Below are 16,380 nucleotides of genomic sequence, written 5' to 3' on the forward strand. Positions count from 1 at the left end.
GCGTCGGGGCGGTAGGGGATAGTGGAGGGCGTGAGTGCTGTTCCCGTACCCCAGCCCCGTGCCCGCACCGCCGACTCCGCGTCCGGCGCCGCGCCCGACTCCGCGGGGAGCCGCCGCTCCCTCGCGGCCGCTCTGCTCCTGGGCGCGGTGGGCGCGACCGTCGTCCTCCTCGCCTCCGGGCAGACCTGGGCCGAGGGCCAGGCGGCCACCGGCGGCGGCGCGCTGCCGCTGACCGCCGACGGCCGGGACGTCACGGGCGCCCCCGCCGCCCTCGCCATCGTCGGGCTCGCCGCCCTCGTCGCCGTCTTCGCCGTACGCGGCGCGGGCCGCCGGATCGTCGCCGCGCTGCTGGCCCTCAGCGGTCTCGGCGCCACCCTCAGCGCCTGGGCCGGAGCCTCCGACAGCACGGCCCTCGATGCGGAGGCGGCCAGGACCACCGGTGACGCGGCGGCCACCATCCACGCCCTCAGCCACACCGCCTGGCCCTACGTCACCGCCGTCGGCGGCCTGCTGATCCTGCTGGCCGGGCTCCTCGCCCTGCGCTACGGCAGCCGCTGGCCCGCCATGTCCGGAAAGTACGAGCGCGACGGCACCCCCCGCCCCGGCAAGGCGCCCCGCACCGCCCCCGACCCGGACCGGCCCGAGGACCTGTGGAAGGCCCTGGACCGAGGCGAGGACCCGACGCGCGAGGCGTGACCCCCACGCTCACCCCCTGCGGCCCCGTACGGGACAATGGAACCGAGCCGTCCCCCGGGCGGCGGCCCCATCTACCGCGTCACCCACAGCGCAACACCAACGAGGAGCAACTCATGGCGGGCACGAGCCACGGACACACCCCGGCCGCCTGGACCGGTGCCATCATCACGTTGATCGGCTTCTGCGTCGCAGGCGTCTTCATGGTCGCGGCCAACCCGCTCGGTTTCTGGGTCGGCGTCGCCGTGATCTTCGGCGGCGGACTCGTGGGCCTCGCCATGCGGGCCGCCGGTCTCGGCGCGCAGAAGGAGTCGGCCGAGATGGTCGAGGCCCGGGCGCGCGCCGGGCGGGCGCAGATCTCCCACTGATCCGGCCGCCGGACCGTCCCGGCGACCGACACGCAGACAGGCGCAGCCCCGGTGGGGCTGCGCCTTTTCGCGTCGTCGGGGGACAATCGGCGGGTGGACGCCTCGCCTACCCCCGCCGCAGCCCAGCCCCCGGACCCCGACCCCCAGGGCGTCGGCCCCTGGAACATGCCCCTGACGGTCTGCCCGACCCCGGACGTCCCAGCCCGTCCGGCGATTGAGGACGGAACCCTCGGCGGGGAGAGCCCGCAGCCCAATGGCCCCTTGGGTGAAGGAACCTCGCAGGTGCACGAGCCCCAAGGCCCCGGTTCCGTCCTCAAACGCCGAACGGGCTGGAAAAGGCTCGGCACGCCCCTGGGTATCCTCGCCGCCGTCACCGGGGCCTTCGCCTACGTCGGCACCGTCGATCCCAACGAGCCCGGCCACTACCCCGTCTGCCCCCTGCTCCAGCTGACCGGCGTCTTCTGCCCCGGCTGCGGCGGCCTCCGCAGCGCCCACGCTTTCATCACCGGGGACCTCGGCGCGGCGTTCTCAGCCAACGCGATCGCCACCGCCGGCTACTTCCTCTTCGCCGCCGTCTGGGTCCTCTGGCTGGTCCGCGCCTGGCGCGGAAAGCCTCTGCGGATGGCCCTGGCACCCGCCTGGTGGTGGGGCGTGGGCGCCGTCCTGCTGGTCTTCACCGTCGTCCGGAATCTGCCGTTCGGCTCGGCGCTGGCCCCCTGAAATGCCCAGGTAGTGGGACGCGGCGTGGCCGGATGCGAGCCCTGGGCGCTCCTGCGGATACCATCGGTACGGCTGATCCTGTTCCCTATTCACCGTTCCGGAAGGGGGCCGCTCGCGTGAGTGTGCTCGACGAGATCATCGACGGCGTTCGCGCCGACCTCGCGGAGCGACAGGCGCGCGTCAGCCTCGACGAGCTGAAGGAGCGCGCCGCGCGCGCCCCCCAGGCCAAGGACGGAGTCGCCGCCCTGCGCGGCGAGGGCGTCACCGTCATCTGCGAGGTCAAGCGCTCGTCGCCCTCCAAGGGGGCCCTGGCCGCCATCGCCGACCCGGCCGCGCTCGCCGCGGACTACGAGGCCGGCGGCGCGTCCGTCATCTCGGTCCTCACCGAGGAGCGCCGCTTCGGCGGCTCGCTCGCCGACCTGGAGGCCGTCCGCGCCAAGGTCGACACGCCGATCCTCCGCAAGGACTTCATCGTCACCTCGTACCAGCTGTGGGAGGCCCGCGCCTACGGTGCCGACCTCGCCCTGCTGATCGTCGCCGCCCTCGACCAGGAGGCCCTGGTCTCCCTCATCGAGCGCGCCGAGTCGATCGGGCTCACCCCGCTCGTCGAGGCGCACGACGAGGAGGAGGCGGAGCGCGCCGTGGACGCCGGAGCCAAGATCATCGGTGTCAACGCGCGCAATCTGAAGGACCTCAAGGTCGACCGCTCCACCTTCGAGCGGGTCGCCCCCGAGATCCCCGACCACATCGTCAAGGTCGCCGAGTCCGGCGTCCGCGGCCCGCACGACCTGATCGCGTACGCCAACGCCGGCGCCGACGCCGTCCTGGTCGGCGAGTCCCTGGTCACCGGCCGCGACCCGCGCGCCGCCGTCGCCGACCTCGTCGCCGCGGGCGCCCACCCGGCGCTCCGCCACGGCCGCGGCTGACCCGGGGACGACAGCGACCATGACCGGACGTCCCGTGCCCCGCACCCGACCGGGCCTCGCCCCGGCCGGGGCTCCGGCGCGGGACCCGCACGCCCCGCTGGCGCGCGGCTGCCGCCCGCGCGGCTGCCGCGCCCCCGCCCGGCGCGTGCACGGACGGCGTGTGCGGTACGTCATCGGGGACGAGCCCGGCCAGGTCAACGGCATGCGATGGCGCCCGGGGTCCGCGCAGTAGGCGAGCCCCGGCCGACGTACCGCAGTACCCCAGCACGTTCGTACGTACGACCGCACCACCCCGACCGCACGCCGGTCCCGGTGGTGCCCGCCGCTCCGCGCATACGGTGAACCCACCCGTTGCCATGCCAAGGAGCACGTCGCATGACGTCCGATTTCTTCATTCCGGACCCCGAGGGTCTGATCCCCAGCGCCGAAGGCTATTTCGGCGCGTACGGCGGCAAGTTCATCCCGGAGGCGCTCGTCGCCGCCGTGGACGAGGTCGCCGTCGAGTACGACAAGGCCAAGGCCGACCCGGCGTTCGCCGCCGAGCTCAACGAGCTGATGGTGAACTACACCGGCCGCCCCAGCGCCCTGACCGAGGTCCCGCGCTTCGCCGAGCACGCGGGCGGGGCCCGGATCTTCCTCAAGCGCGAGGACCTGAACCACACCGGCTCGCACAAGATCAACAACGTGCTGGGCCAGGCGCTCCTCACCAAGCGCATGGGCAAGACCCGCGTCATCGCCGAGACCGGAGCCGGCCAGCACGGCGTCGCCACCGCGACCGCCTGCGCCCTCTTCGGCCTCGACTGCACCATCTACATGGGCGAGATCGACACCGAGCGCCAGGCCCTGAACGTGGCCCGGATGCGGATGCTCGGCGCCGAGGTCGTCGCTGTGAAGTCCGGCTCGCGGACCCTGAAGGACGCCATCAACGAGGCGTTCCGCGACTGGGTCGCCAACGTGGACCGTACGCACTACCTCTTCGGTACGGTCGCGGGCCCGCACCCCTTCCCCGCGATGGTCCGCGACTTCCACCGGGTCATCGGCGTCGAGGCCCGCCGCCAGCTCCTGGAGCGCGCGGGCCGCCTCCCGGACGCGGCGGTCGCCTGTGTCGGCGGCGGCTCCAACGCCATCGGCCTCTTCCACGCCTTCATCCCCGACGGGGGCGTCCGCCTGGTCGGCTGCGAGCCCGCCGGGCACGGGGTGGAGACCGGCGAGCACGCGGCGACCCTGACCGCGGGGGAGCCGGGCATCCTGCACGGTTCGCGCTCCTACGTCCTCCAGGACGACGAGGGCCAGATCACCGAGCCGTACTCCATCTCGGCGGGGCTGGACTACCCGGGCATCGGCCCCGAGCACTCCTACCTCAAGGACGTCGGGCGCGGCGAGTACCGCGCGGTCACCGACGACGCGGCCATGCAGGCCCTGCGCCTGCTGTCCCGCACCGAGGGCATCATCCCGGCCATCGAGAGCGCCCACGCGCTCGCCGGGGCCCTGGACCTCGGCAAGGAGCTGGGCAAGGACGGGCTGATCCTCGTCAACCTGTCCGGCCGCGGTGACAAGGACATGGACACCGCCGCCCGCTACTTCGGGCTCTACGACACCGACGCCGTCGTCGAGGCGGACGCCGACAGCGACCGCGCCGAGATCGAGGGGGACGCCAAGTGAGCGGCAACATCGAGCTGTTGAACACCACCCTGGCCGCCGCGAAGGCCGCGGACCGGGCGGCGCTCATCGCCTACCTCCCGGCGGGCTTCCCGACCGTCGACGGCGGCATCGAAGCGGTCAAGGCCGTCGTCGCGGGCGGCGCGGACGTCGTCGAGGTCGGCCTCCCGCACAGCGACCCGGTCCTGGACGGGCCGGTCATCCAGACCGCCGACGACATCGCCCTGCGCGGCGGCGTCCGGATCGCCGACGTGATGCGCACGGTCCGCGAGGCGTACGAGGCCACCGGCGTCCCGATCCTCGTCATGACGTACTGGAACCCCATCGACCGCTACGGTGTCGAGCGCTTCACCGCCGAGCTGGCCGAGGCGGGCGGCGCCGGGTGCATCCTGCCCGACCTGCCGGTCCAGGAGTCCGCGCTGTGGCGCGAGCACGCCGACAAGCACGGCCTGGCCACCGTGTTCGTCGTCGCCCCCAGCAGCCAGGACGCCCGCCTCGCCACCATCACGGCGGCCGGCAGCGGCTTCGTCTACGCCGCTTCCCTGATGGGCGTCACCGGAACCCGCGCCTCCGTCGGCGCCCAGGCCCAGGACCTGGTGGGACGCACCCGCGCCACCACCGACCTGCCGGTCTGCGTCGGCCTCGGCGTCTCCAACGCGGCGCAGGCCGCCGAGGTCGCCGGATTCGCCGACGGCGTGATCGTCGGCTCGGCCTTCGTCAAGGCCATGCTGGACGCCCCCGACGAGGCCGCCGGCCTCGCCGCGGTCCGCTCCCTGGCGGGCGAACTGGCCGAAGGTGTTCGAAAGCGCTGACCAGCGAACCACCCGAATGGGTGGATTGTGGACCGGGGAGGCGCGGAGGTGCCTCCCCGGTTCGTTCCCCGGGTGTGAGCGACAAGATCCCTGAGGGAAACAGAAGCGCGCGCGAGCGCCTGGCCCAGCAGCGCGAGCGGGAGAAGGGGCGCGAGAAGCGCCGCCGGACGCTGATCGTCGCCTCGGCGGTGGTCGGGGTGCTCGGCCTGGCCGCCGTGGTCGGCCTGATCGCGGCCAACGCGGGCAAGGACGACGGCGGCGACTCCGCCTCAGGACCGGCGGTCGCCCCGTCCGGCGCGATCGGCGAGGCCGCCCTGACCCTGCCGGTCGGCGCGGCCGACGCCCCGTCCACCCTCACGATCTGGGAGGACTTCCGCTGCCCGGTCTGCGCCCAGTTCGAGACGGCCTTCCGGGACACGATCACCGAGCTGGCCGACGACGGCCAGATCCGGGTGGAGTATCACCTGGCCACCATCATCGACGGCAATCTCGGCGGCTCCGGATCGCTGCGCGCCGCCAACGCCGCCGCCTGCGCCCAGGACGTCGGCAAGTTCGCCCCGTATCACGACGTCCTCTTCAGCAACCAGCCCCCCGAGCCGGACGACGCCTTCGCCAAGAACAGCCGGCTGATCGAGCTGGCCGGGGAGGTCGAGGGGCTCGACACGCCGGGCTTCCGCAGCTGTGTGGAGGACGGCGAGCACGACAGCTGGGTGAAGAAGTCCGACACGGCGTTCCGCGAGGGCGGCTTCCAGGGCACGCCGACGGTGCTGCTCAACGGGGAGTCCGTCTTCCCGGGCAAGGGCGACGAGCAGATCTCCCCGGAGAACCTGAAGAAGTGGGTCGCCGAGGCCAACAAGGGCAAGAAGCCGGGCAGCGCCTCCCCGGCCGAAGGGTCCACGACCCCGTCCGCCCCGGCCGACGGATCCGCCGCCCCGTCCAGCCCGGCCGAAGGGGCCTCCACCCCGGTCGCGCCCTCGTCCGCCGCCGGTTCCTGACCGCGTTCCGCGGCCGCCCGTGACGCGGTCCCCGTTACCCAGACGTTGCCGGGTGGCTTGCCGTACCCACCGCCCGGCAAGGTAGCGTCGACCTCGCCATGAATCTTGCCTCCATTCCCAGTCCGTCGACCGGCGTGATCGAGCTCGGCCCGATCCCGCTCCGCGGCTACGCGTTCTGCATCATCATCGGTGTCTTCGTCGCCGTCTGGTTCGGCAACAAGCGCTGGATCGCCCGGGGCGGCAAAGCCGGCACGGTGGCCGACATCGCCGTCTGGGCGGTGCCCTTCGGCCTCGTCGGCGGGCGGCTCTACCACGTGATCACCGACTACCAGCTGTACTTCAGCGACGGTGAGAACTGGGTCGACGCCTTCAAGATCTGGGAGGGCGGCCTCGGCATCTGGGGCGCCATCGCCTTCGGTGCCGTCGGCGCGTGGATCGGCTGCCGCCGCCGGGGCATCCCGCTGCCCGCCTGGGCCGACGCGCTGGCCCCGGGCATCGCCTTCGCGCAGGCCATCGGCCGCTGGGGCAACTGGTTCAACCAGGAGCTGTACGGCAAGCCCACCGACCTCCCCTGGGCGGTGGAGATCAGCGAGGGCGCGAACCGGGTCGCCGGGACCTACCACCCGACCTTCCTGTACGAGTCGCTGTGGTGCATCGGTGTTGCGCTGCTGGTCATCTGGGCCGACCGCCGCTTCACGCTCGGCCACGGACGGGCGTTCGCGCTGTACGTCGCCGCCTACTGCGCCGGTCGTGCCTGGATCGAGTACATGCGCGTCGACGAGGCCCACCACATCCTGGGTCTCCGCCTGAACGTGTGGACCGCGATCATCGTCTTCGTCCTCGCCGTCGTCTACATCGTGGTCTCCGCGAAGCTGCGACCGGGCCGCGAGGAGATCGTCGAGCCCGACCGGGACACCACCCCCGGAAAGGACTCCGCCAAGGACGGCTCCGCGAAGGCGGACGCCGACGCGAAGGACGCCGCGGACGCCGACGCGCAGAAGGACCCGCTCAGCAAGGACGAGCCGGGCAAGGGCCGCACCGCCGAGAGCACCGAAGCGGCGGCCGAGAAGGGCTGACCCCCCGCGCCCTCCCCGGGCGCCCCGCACCACCTCCCGCTCGCCGGGCGGGCCCGCAGTCTCAGGCCCGCCCGGCGAGCGCGATCGTACGGCGGGCGGACGCCACCACCGCCGCGTCCACGAACCGCCCGTCCGGCAGCGCCAGCGCCCCCGCCTCCACCGCCGAGGCCGCGACGATCTGCTCGGCCGCCTCGATCTCCTCGGCCGTCGGCCGGAACGCCCGCTCGATCACCTCCAGCTGGCGCGGATGGATCGCCGCCCGCCCCAGCAGCCCGAGCCCCCGCCCTCGTACGCAGGACGCCCACAGCCCGTCCAGGTCCCGGACGTCCGGGAACACCGACTGCACCGGCGGAGGCAGCGCCGCCGCCCGCGCCGCCACCACGACCCGGCTGCGCGGCCAGTCAAGACCGGCGTCCTCCCGTACGCCCAGATCGGCCCGGAGGTCCGCCTCGCCCAGGGCGATGCCCCGTACCGCGTGATGCGCCGAGGCGATCGAGTACGCGTGCTCGATCGCGAGCGCCGACTCCAGCAGCGGATACAGCGGGACGCCCGGGGCCACGGCCGCCACATGGTGCACCGAGACCGCATGGGTGATCTTCGGCAGCCGGAACGCCGCCAGACCCGGCAGCCCCGCCAGCGCCCGGATGTCGTCCTCGCCGTGCACCCGGACGTGGACCGGTACGGCGTCGGGGGCGGCGGTGACCTGGTCGCCGAGGAGTTCGGCGGTGGCGGAGCGCGCGTACTCCTTACGGTCCGGGGCGACGGCGTCCTCCAGGTCGACGATCACCACATCCGCCCCGGAGCCGAGCGCCTTGGCCACCACCTCCGGCCGGTCCCCGGGCACGTACAGCCAGGTCAGCGGCGGCCGACACGGGTCGTCCTGCGGGTGGTCCTCCGGCAGCGGCGGGAAGGGCGTGTCGCAGCCGGTCACAGCGCCCCCTGGTCCCGCAGAGCCGCGATCCGGGTCTCCGAGAGGCCGAGCCCGGCCAGGATCTCCTCGGTGTCCGCACCGTGCGGGCGGCCCGCCCACCGGATACCGCCGGGGGTCTCCGAGAGCCGGAAGAGCACGTTCTGCATCCGCAGCGGCCCCAGCTCCGGGTCGTCGACCTCGGCGATCGTGCCCAGCGCCCGGTACTGCGGGTCCTCCATCACCTCCCGTACGTCATGGATCGGCGCGACCGCCGCCTCCGCCTTCTCGAATCCGTTCAGCACCTCCTCGCAGCTGTGCCGGGAGATCCAGTGGCCGACCGCCCCGTCCAGCTCCTCGGTGTGCTCGGCCCGGGTGGTGCCCGCGCCGAACCAGGGCTCGTCGATCAGGTCCGGGCGGCCCACCAGGCGCATCACGCGCTCCGCCACGGACTGGGCGGAGGTGGAGACCGCGACCCAGTGGCCGTCGGCCGTGCGGTAGGTGTTGCGCGGGGCGTTGTTGCGGGAGCGGTTGCCGGTGCGCGGCTGGACGTAGCCGAGCTGGTCGTACCAGAGCGGCTGCGGGCCCAGCACGGTCAGGATCGGCTCGATGATCGCCAGGTCCACCACCTGCCCCTCGCCGGTCTTCTCCCGCCCGGCGAGCGCCGCCATCACCGCGTACGCCGTCGCCAGCGCCGCGATGGAGTCCGCAAGACCGAACGGCGGCAGCGTCGGCGGCCCGTCCGGCTCCCCGGTGATCGCCGCGAACCCGCTCATCGCCTCGGCCAGCGTCCCGAACCCGGGCCGGTGGGCGTACGGGCCGAACTGGCCGAAGCCGGTGACCCGGGCCAGCACGAGACGCGGGTTGACGGCGTGCAGCTCCTCGGGGCCGAGCCCCCAGCGCTCCAGCGTCCCGGGCCGGAAGTTCTCGACGATGACGTCGGTCTCGGCGGCCAGTCGCAGGAGCACGTCCCGGCCTCCCGGGGCGGACAGGTCGAGCGTCAGGGTGCGCTTGTTGCGGCCGAGCAGCTTCCACCACAGGCCGACCCCGTCCTTGGCGGGCCCGTGCCCGCGCGAGGGGTCCGGCTTACGGGGGTGCTCCACCTTGATCACATCGGCGCCGAAGTCCCCGAGCATGGTGGCGGCGAGGGGCCCGGCGAAGAGGGTGGCCAGGTCGATGACCTTCAGCCCGGTCAGGGGTCCCGCTGTCGTGCTCATACGGCCTCGGCCTCGATCTCGCTGCGGTAGGGCATGGATGTGGACGCGCCGGGTTTCTGGACGCAGAGCGCGGCGGCGGCGGACGCGAACGCCACGGCCACGGCCACCGGCCGCCCCTCGCCGAGCGCCACGGCCAGCGCCCCGACGAAGGTGTCCCCGGCCCCGGTGGTGTCGACGGCGGTCACCGAAGGGGCCTCGAAGAGCACCGGCTCGCCGCCCCGGGCGGCGTACAGGCAGCCCTTCGCGCCGAGCGTGACGATGACCTCGGGCACCCGGCGCAGCAGGATCTGGGCGGCGGCGTGCGGTTCGTCCTGCCCGGACAGCTCGGCCGCCTCGTGCTCGTTGGGCACCAACAGGTCGATGTGGTCCAGGAGTTCGTCGGGCAGGGGCTGTACGGGAGCCGGGGTGAGGATGGTCCGTACGCCCTGCGCCCGGGCCGCGCGGGCGCCCTCGACGACGGCGGAGAGGGGGAGTTCGAGCTGCATGAGGAGGGTCTCGGACGCGGCGATCGCCGCGATCTCCCCGGGGCCGAGCGTGGTGACGACGCCGTTCGCCCCCGGGACCACCACGATCGCGTTGGAGCCGGTGTCGTCGACGACGATGTGCGCGGTGCCGCTGGGGCCCTCGGCGGTGTGCAGGAGATCGGTGTCGACGCCTGCGTGTTCGAGGCCCTCACGCAGTTGCGCCCCGTACGCGTCGTCGCCGACCGCGCCGATCATCATCACCTCGCCGCCCGCGTGGGCGGCGGCGACGGCCTGGTTGGCGCCCTTGCCGCCGGGGATCGTCCGGAACTCCCGTCCGGTGACGGTCTCGCCGCGGCCGGGGGCGCGGGCGGTATAGGCGACGAGGTCCATGTTGGTGCTGCCGAGCACCGCGATGCGGGTCATGGGCGCAGAGCCTCCTGGTGGGTCAGAGCGGCGAGGGTGTCGAAACCGGCCCCGTCGAAGCCGGGTACGGAGGTGGCGAGCCGGTTCTTCAGCGGAGCCGTCCAGTGGTGCGGCAGGGCGTCCGGGGTGCCTGCGAGAAGCCCGGCGAGGGAGCCCGCGGTGGCCCCGTTGGAGTCGGTGTCCCAGCCGCCGGAGACCGCGTTGCCGATCGAGCGGGTGAAGTCGCCGTCGGCGTGGGTGAGGGCGGCGGCCAGCAGCGCGGCGTTGGGCAGCACGTGCACCCAGTGGTGGGTGTCGGCGTAGACGGCGTGCAGCCGGTCCACGACGGCGTCGAACTCCCGTTCCGTGCGCGCTGTTTCGATGCCGAGCCGGACCGCGCGGGCGTACCGCGAGTGCGGCGGCACCACCCGCAGACCGGCGGCCAGGCAGCCGTGCACATCGCTCTCGCCCCCGGCCGCGACGGCGAGCGCGGCAGCGGTGAACATCGCGCCGTACACCCCGTTGCCGGTATGGGTGAGGACCGCGTCCCGGTGCGCCTGGGCGGCGGCCCCGGCCGGGTCGCCGGGGCGGGTCCAGCCGTGCACGTCGGCCCGGATCTGCGCGCCGATCCACTCCCGGAACGGGTTGCGGCGGCGGGCGGTCTCCGGGGGTTCGACGCCCGCCAGGAGGTTGCCGTAGGCGATGCGCTCGGCGGTGAAGGTGCGCCCGGCCGGAAGCTCGTCCAGCCAGAGCCGGGCCAGGTCGGCGGTGGTGAAGGAGCGCCCGTGCCGCTGGAGCAACAGCAGTGTGAGCAGAGGGTAGTTGAGGTCGTCGTCCTCCGGCATGCCGTCGATGTTCTCGGCGAGGGATGTGGGGGCCGAGCGTCGGTTCCAGGGGTGGGCGGCGAGCAGCTCGGCGGGCACGCCGTGGGCCGTGAACCAGGTGGAGAGCGGCCAGTTGCCGGCTGCGCGGGCCAGAGCGCGGATGCCGGTCAGCGGCAGCTTCTCCACCGGCTTGCCGAGCAGGCAGCCCGCCGCCCGGCCGAGCCAGGCGGCGTGCAGTCGGGAGGGGGTGACGGCGGGCGTCCGGCCCCGGCCGGCGGGCTGTCTGTCCTGGCTGGGCGTACGGGCTCCGACGGCGGGTCCGGCCCCGGGCGGCCCCGGCCAGTGCGGGCAGGCGGCCACGATCGCGTCCAGGTCGGTCGGCTCGTCGGAGGCCAACGGCGAATCCAGCGAGGCGAGTTCATCCAGCAGCTCATCGGCCAGTGCCCGCAGCCGGGGCGGTGCGGGCGGCTCGGAAGCGCCCGCGCGGTCCGGGGCGGGGGAGCCCCCGGCCGCGTACCACCGCTCCTCGATCTCCCGGGCGTCCCGGCCGTCCTGCGCGGCCTGCCGCAGCTCGTGCCCGACCAGATCCTCAGGCTGCACCCAGGTGAGGCGGACGCGCGGGGCTTCGGCCCGGTCGACGTTCACCGCTCACCGGCCAGCGCGATGAACGCCTCCTCGTGGGCCGCGCGCCGCTCCAGGTCGCGGGCGAAGACCTCCCGGGCCACCCGTGCCAGCGCCCGGGCCGGGGTGTGCAGATCCAGGCGGCTCGCCTCCGCCACCGTCTCCGCCCAGTCGGCCGGGATCGCACCGCCCAGCGCGCCCACGATCGCCCCGCTCATCGTGGCGATGGAGTCGCAGTCCCGGCCGTAGTTCACCGAACCCAGCACCGTACGGCGGTAGTCGCCGCCCCCGACCAGCAACATCCCCAGGGCGACGGGCAGTTCCTCGATGGCGTGCAGCCGGGAGGGGCGGCGGGCGCCGAGTGCGGGGGAGCGGTAGTCGGGGCCGACCGTGTCGAAGGGCTCCACGGCCGCCCGCAACGGGGCGAGCGCGGACTCGAAGTCGTCGTGGTGCAGGGCGACTTCGCAGACCGCCTCGATCGCGGAGCGGGTGCCGTCCTTCGCGAGCGCGAGGGCGGCGTCGACCACCGTGGCAGGGGTCGCGTCCGGGTGGCAGGCGGCGGCGACGGCGGCCGCGAAGACCCCGGCGGCCTCCCGCCCGTACGACGACTGGTGCGGGGCCGCCACCTCCAGCGCCTCGGTGTAAGCGGCCTCCGGGTGCCCGGCGTTGACCAGGCCGACCGGGGCCATGTACATCGCCGCCCCGCAGTTGACGATGTTGCCCGCCCCGGCCTCGCGCGGGTCCATGTGCCCGTAGTGCAGCCGGGCGACGATCCACTTCTCCGCCAGGAAGATCCGCTGGAGGGGGAGCGCCTCGGCCTCCAGCTCCGGGATCCAGCGGGGCGAGAGCAGATCCGGGACCAGATGGTCGGCGACGGCGTACGCGTCGAGGTGGTCGCGGACCTTCTCGTAGACCCGGATCAGGGCGTGGGTCATCAAGGTGTCGTCGGTGACGTGGCCGTCGCCCTTGTGGTACGGGGCGATGGGGCGGGCGGTGCGCCAGTCCTCGCCGTACCAGGGGCCGACGATCCCGGTCACCCGGCCGCCGTGGCGCTCGGCGATCTGCTCGGGGGTCCAGCCCTCGACCGGGCCGCCGAGCGCGTCCCCGACGGCCGCGCCGACGAGGGCCCGGGTGAAGCGGTCATCGAGTCCGGGGGTGGAGGGAGAGGTCTGCGGGGTCGAGGCGGCCGGAGCTGTGGCCGTTGTGGGCGTCATGCCGGAATTGTCCACCCGGGAGGGCCGGTTCCGTGGCTGCCAGCAGCCCGGCGAGTTCGATCAGGTCCGTGCCCGCGAGCCGGGGCAGCGCACAGCCCGCGAGCGTCCGGCAGGCCTCGCGCCAGCCCGCCGGTACGGCGGTGATCGAGCCGATCGCCCCGGTCAGCGCCCCGGCCAGGGCGGGCGCGGAGTCGGCGACCCGGGAGAGGCAGGCGGCGGCCGGGATGGCCTGCGCGATCTCGCCCCGGGCGGCGGTGGTGAGGGCGAGGGCGACGGGGACGGTCTCGGCGGCCGCGATCCCGTAGCTGTAGACGTGGTCGACGATCTGGTGCTCCAGGACCGGGACCAGGGCGAACGCCCCGGCGGGCTCGTCCGCGAACTCCCGGGCCAGGCGGACCGCGTGCACGGCGTTGCGGGCGATCTCGGTGCCGTCGGGGAGCCGGTCGAGGGCGGCGTTCACCACGGTGTCGACGTCCGCCCCGGCCAGCGCCACGGCGATCGCGGCGGCCACGGCCCGGGCACCGTGCACCCCGTCGCCGTCCTGGGTGTACCGGGCGTCGAACTCCGCGAGGGCCGCGGCCTCCGCCGGATCGCCCGGGTGGACCACGGCGAGCACGGCCGCGCGGACGCAGGCGGCGTCGTCGAAGTAGTGCGGGTTGTCGTGCCCGGTGGCGGGCGGCCGCAGCCCGGCGGCCAGGTTGCCGAGCCCGGCCCGCACCGAGATCCGGGCCCGCAGCGGAAGGACGGCCGCCTCGACCTCGGGGGCCCGGGCGCTGGCGGCGGCGACGGTGGCGGCGAGCGCGTTCCAGGCCCGGTCGACGGCGTCCCGCATCCGGCGCCCGGGCGAGAGGCCGTCCGCCTCGTCGGCGGCCGCCGCCAGCACCGTACGGGCGGCGAACGCGGCCCACTCGGCGTCGTCGGACGGCCCGAGCCGCAGCGGCTCGGGCGGCTGGTTGAGGGCGATGGGCACGGGGAGCGTGGTGGTGGCGTTCTGCTCGGCGAAGGTGTCCAGTTCCCGGGTGAGCCGCCGGGTCCACTCGGGCATCCGGGCCGCCCGATGCCGCGCGGCGGGCCACCCGGCGGCGTCCCCGGCGGCCAGCCCGAGCAACAGCCCTTCGATCCGGGCGCGCCGGGAGGGGGCGGGGGAGTGGGAGGTTTCCGTACCCGGTCGGGTGACTCCCGGGCTTCCGGTGGGCCCTGCTGTCGTCTCGCCCGTCGTCGTCATCGCCGCTCCTCCCGGCCCGGCTCGAAGGACGCCGCCACCGACGCCATGTCCCGTACGGCCGAAGGTTCGCGGCCGCCGCCCCGCTCCCGCGTCGTTTCCGGGGTGGCCGCCTCCGGGTCGTCCGGGGTCAGCAGCTCCGCGATGTCCAGCACGTGGTAGCCGCGCATCGAGGGCAGGCAGCTGCCCCGGACCGGGCCGATCGCGCTCGCCCAGTCCGGCGGGATGGCGCTCTCCCCGTGCAGGGCCCCGGCCAGCGACCCTGCCACCGCCGCCGTCGTATCGGCGTCCCGGCCCATGTTGACCGCCGTCAGCACCGCCGTCCGGAAGTCCCCGCGCGCCGCCGTGAACGCCCCGAACGCCAGGCCCACCGCCTCCGGCGCGAGGTCCGTCCACGGGTAGCCGGCGATCACCACCGCCGAGCGCACCGCCCGCTCCATCGTGAGGCGGTCGGGGTAGGGGCGCTGGGCCGCCGCGACCGCCCGGCGCAGCGAGCGGGCCGTCCAGGAGTCCATCGGGACCACCGAGAGCGCGGCCGCGATCACCGATGCGAGTCCCGAGCCGACCATGGCCGCCGCGACCCCGGCCGCCACCGCCTGGCCCCCGTAGATCCCCTCGCCCTCGTGGCTGACCCGGCCGTCCACCGCGACCAGCCGGGCCGCCTCGGCCGGGCGGCCCGCCGCGAACACCCCGAAGGGCGCCGCCCGCATCGCGAGCCCGTCGCTCCAGGCGTGCCGGTGCTGGGCCGAGATCGGCGCGGCCAGGCCCCGGCGCAGGTTCTCCAGCGTGCCGCGCTCGCTGAACCCGGCCCCCCGGAACGGGCCCTCGTCGAGATCGGCGATCCAGTGGTGCCAGGCCCGCTCCACATGGGTGACGTCGAGCGCGGAGCCGTACCGGGCCAGCAGCAGCCCGGAGAAGATCGCGTACTCCGTGTCGTCGGTGCCCGCCGGGTCGTCGCTCACGAACCCCTCGATCCGCCCCCAGCGGCTGCGGATCTCGGAGGGCCGCAGGTTCTCCGCCGGGGCGCCGAGCGCGTCCCCGACCGCCAGTCCCAGCAGTGCGCCCCTGGCCCGGTCATGGCCGATGGCCGTGTTCATCGCGTCGCCCTTCCGTATCTCCGGCGGGTCCGAGCCCCGGTCGGACCGGGGCCGTTTCCGGTCCCTGTCCGCATCTGTCCCACGTGGAGCGCGAAGCGAGGCGGAAAACGCCGGGAAAGGGGCCAGGCGGATGACGGGCCAGGAAGCTGAGGCTGACCTTCCTTCGCAGGTCAGAGGGGGTATAGGGCAGCCTTGCCTTGCTGGCGGCGAACGCCCGGACCGCGTACCTTGGACTTTGTCGAGAGTTGTACTCAGTAGGGGAGAAGCGAGTCGTGGCCATCATCGAGACCGACGCCGTTCTGCACGAGGCGCACCGGGACAACCACACCCACCGGGATGTCAACGGTGGCTGGCTGCGTCCCGCCGTCTTCGGCGCGATGGACGGCCTGGTCTCCAACCTCGCCCTGATGACCGGCGTCGCCGGCGGCGCGGTCTCCCAGCAGACCATCGTGATCACCGGGCTCGCGGGTCTGGCCGCCGGGGCCTTCTCCATGGCGGCCGGCGAATACACCTCCGTCGCCTCCCAGCGCGAACTGGTCGAGGCCGAGCTCGACGTCGAGCGCCGCGAACTCCGTAAGCACCCCAAGGACGAGATGGCCGAGCTGGCCGCGCTCTACGAGTCCCGGGGCGTGGACGCCCCGCTGGCCCGTGAGGTCGCCCGGCAGCTGTCGCGCGACCCGGAGCAGGCGCTGGAGATCCACGCCCGTGAGGAGCTGGGCATCGACCCGGGCGACCTGCCCTCGCCGCTGGTGGCCGCCGTCTCGTCGTTCGGCGCGTTCGCGCTAGGCGCCCTGCTGCCCGTCCTGCCCTACCTCCTCGGCGCGAGCGCCCTGTGGCCCGCCGTGCTGCTCGCGCTCATCGGCCTCTTCGCCTGCGGCGCGGTCGTGGCCCGGGTGACGGCCCGCAGCTGGTGGTTCAGCGGTCTGCGCCAGCTGGCCCTCGGTGGCGCGGCGGCCGCGATGACGTACGGGCTGGGCACGCTGTTCGGTGTCGCCGTCGGGTGACGGACGGCGACACCGAACGGGGGCGTGCGGTGAGGGCGCGGGCTCCGTCACGGAGCCCGCGCCCTCACCGCTCTCCATCTGCTGCTTGCTATCGCACGCTGGTGAAGTCTTTCCAGCCGGTGCCGATCTTGGTGCCGCTCCCGATGCCGCCGGTGCCGT

At 74.3% G+C, this 16,380-nt stretch carries 17 protein-coding genes; 10 read left to right on the plus strand and 7 right to left on the minus strand.

Annotated elements, in window-relative coordinates; translation table 11 throughout:
- Window positions 1-21 precede the first annotated feature (21 nt).
- The 9 genes from IE134_RS26720 to lgt all read left to right on the plus strand — a co-directional run bounded on the left by IE134_RS26720 (window position 22) and on the right by lgt (window position 7,249).
- The gene (locus IE134_RS26720; protein ID WP_189431946.1) at window positions 22-696 is read left to right on the plus strand and encodes a TIGR02234 family membrane protein; all 675 of its coding nucleotides are present in this window, start codon (window positions 22-24) and stop codon (window positions 694-696) included.
- Window positions 697-809: 113 nt separating this feature from the next.
- Window positions 810-1,061, plus strand: a complete 252-nt coding sequence (locus IE134_RS26725; RefSeq protein WP_030719086.1) for an HGxxPAAW family protein — start codon at window positions 810-812, stop codon at window positions 1,059-1,061.
- Window positions 1,062-1,343: 282 nt separating this feature from the next.
- A complete protein-coding gene (locus tag IE134_RS26730) occupies window positions 1,344-1,781 on the plus strand; it encodes a DUF2752 domain-containing protein (protein WP_179888356.1) in 438 nt (145 codons plus the stop codon).
- Window positions 1,782-1,897: 116 nt separating this feature from the next.
- Window positions 1,898-2,707, plus strand: a complete 810-nt coding sequence (trpC, locus tag IE134_RS26735; protein WP_010064524.1) for an indole-3-glycerol phosphate synthase TrpC — start codon at window positions 1,898-1,900, stop codon at window positions 2,705-2,707.
- A gap of 19 nt (window positions 2,708-2,726) precedes the next feature.
- A complete protein-coding gene (gene trpM, locus IE134_RS26740; protein WP_073821455.1) occupies window positions 2,727-2,939 on the plus strand; it encodes a tryptophan biosynthesis modulator TrpM in 213 nt (70 codons plus the stop codon).
- Between the two features lie 143 nt (window positions 2,940-3,082).
- Complete coding sequence (gene trpB, locus IE134_RS26745; RefSeq protein WP_189431949.1) at window positions 3,083-4,369, plus strand: tryptophan synthase subunit beta; 1,287 nt, start codon at window positions 3,083-3,085, stop codon at window positions 4,367-4,369.
- Window positions 4,366-5,178, plus strand: a complete 813-nt coding sequence (trpA, locus tag IE134_RS26750) for a tryptophan synthase subunit alpha (RefSeq protein WP_010064522.1) — start codon at window positions 4,366-4,368, stop codon at window positions 5,176-5,178. The genes trpB and trpA overlap by 4 nt, the downstream gene beginning before the upstream one ends.
- A 74-nt stretch (window positions 5,179-5,252) precedes the next feature.
- Complete coding sequence (locus tag IE134_RS26755) at window positions 5,253-6,173, plus strand: DsbA family protein (protein ID WP_189431951.1); 921 nt, start codon at window positions 5,253-5,255, stop codon at window positions 6,171-6,173.
- Between the two features lie 98 nt (window positions 6,174-6,271).
- Complete coding sequence (lgt, locus tag IE134_RS26760) at window positions 6,272-7,249, plus strand: prolipoprotein diacylglyceryl transferase (protein ID WP_189431953.1); 978 nt, start codon at window positions 6,272-6,274, stop codon at window positions 7,247-7,249.
- Window positions 7,250-7,310: 61 nt separating this feature from the next.
- Here the strand turns inward: lgt and IE134_RS26765 are convergent, their stop codons facing one another.
- From IE134_RS26765 to IE134_RS26795, 7 genes are read right to left on the minus strand one after another with little or no spacing between them, the layout of a single operon-like run.
- Window positions 7,311-8,180 carry an HpcH/HpaI aldolase/citrate lyase family protein gene (locus IE134_RS26765; protein WP_030719103.1) on the minus strand — a complete coding sequence of 290 codons (870 nt, stop codon included), beginning with the start codon at window positions 8,178-8,180 and terminating at the stop codon, window positions 7,311-7,313.
- On the minus strand, window positions 8,177-9,373 hold the full coding sequence (locus IE134_RS26770; protein WP_189431955.1) for a CaiB/BaiF CoA transferase family protein: 1,197 nt from the start codon (window positions 9,371-9,373) through the stop codon (window positions 8,177-8,179). Before IE134_RS26770 ends, IE134_RS26765 begins: the two co-directional genes overlap by 4 nt.
- Window positions 9,370-10,260, minus strand: a complete 891-nt coding sequence (gene rbsK, locus IE134_RS26775) for a ribokinase (protein WP_030719108.1) — start codon at window positions 10,258-10,260, stop codon at window positions 9,370-9,372. The genes IE134_RS26770 and rbsK overlap by 4 nt, the downstream gene beginning before the upstream one ends.
- Complete coding sequence (locus tag IE134_RS26780; protein WP_030719111.1) at window positions 10,257-11,708, minus strand: ADP-ribosylglycohydrolase family protein; 1,452 nt, start codon at window positions 11,706-11,708, stop codon at window positions 10,257-10,259. The genes rbsK and IE134_RS26780 overlap by 4 nt, the downstream gene beginning before the upstream one ends.
- Window positions 11,705-12,898: an ADP-ribosylglycohydrolase family protein gene (locus IE134_RS26785; RefSeq protein ID WP_098895951.1), complete on the minus strand. Its 1,194-nt coding sequence runs from the start codon at window positions 12,896-12,898 to the stop codon at window positions 11,705-11,707. The genes IE134_RS26780 and IE134_RS26785 overlap by 4 nt, the downstream gene beginning before the upstream one ends.
- Window positions 12,825-14,123: an ADP-ribosylglycohydrolase family protein gene (locus IE134_RS26790; RefSeq protein WP_030719116.1), complete on the minus strand. Its 1,299-nt coding sequence runs from the start codon at window positions 14,121-14,123 to the stop codon at window positions 12,825-12,827. The genes IE134_RS26785 and IE134_RS26790 overlap by 74 nt, the downstream gene beginning before the upstream one ends.
- Window positions 14,120-15,217 carry an ADP-ribosylglycohydrolase family protein gene (locus IE134_RS26795; RefSeq protein WP_098020284.1) on the minus strand — a complete coding sequence of 366 codons (1,098 nt, stop codon included), beginning with the start codon at window positions 15,215-15,217 and terminating at the stop codon, window positions 14,120-14,122. Before IE134_RS26795 ends, IE134_RS26790 begins: the two co-directional genes overlap by 4 nt.
- A gap of 272 nt (window positions 15,218-15,489) precedes the next feature.
- Between IE134_RS26795 and IE134_RS26800 the strand changes: the two genes are divergently transcribed.
- Complete coding sequence (locus IE134_RS26800; protein WP_010064510.1) at window positions 15,490-16,221, plus strand: VIT1/CCC1 transporter family protein; 732 nt, start codon at window positions 15,490-15,492, stop codon at window positions 16,219-16,221.
- Window positions 16,222-16,380 lie beyond the last annotated feature (159 nt).

It is taken from the genome of Streptomyces rubiginosohelvolus, assembly GCF_014649875.1.
Lineage (GTDB): Bacteria > Actinomycetota > Actinomycetes > Streptomycetales > Streptomycetaceae > Streptomyces > Streptomyces rubiginosohelvolus.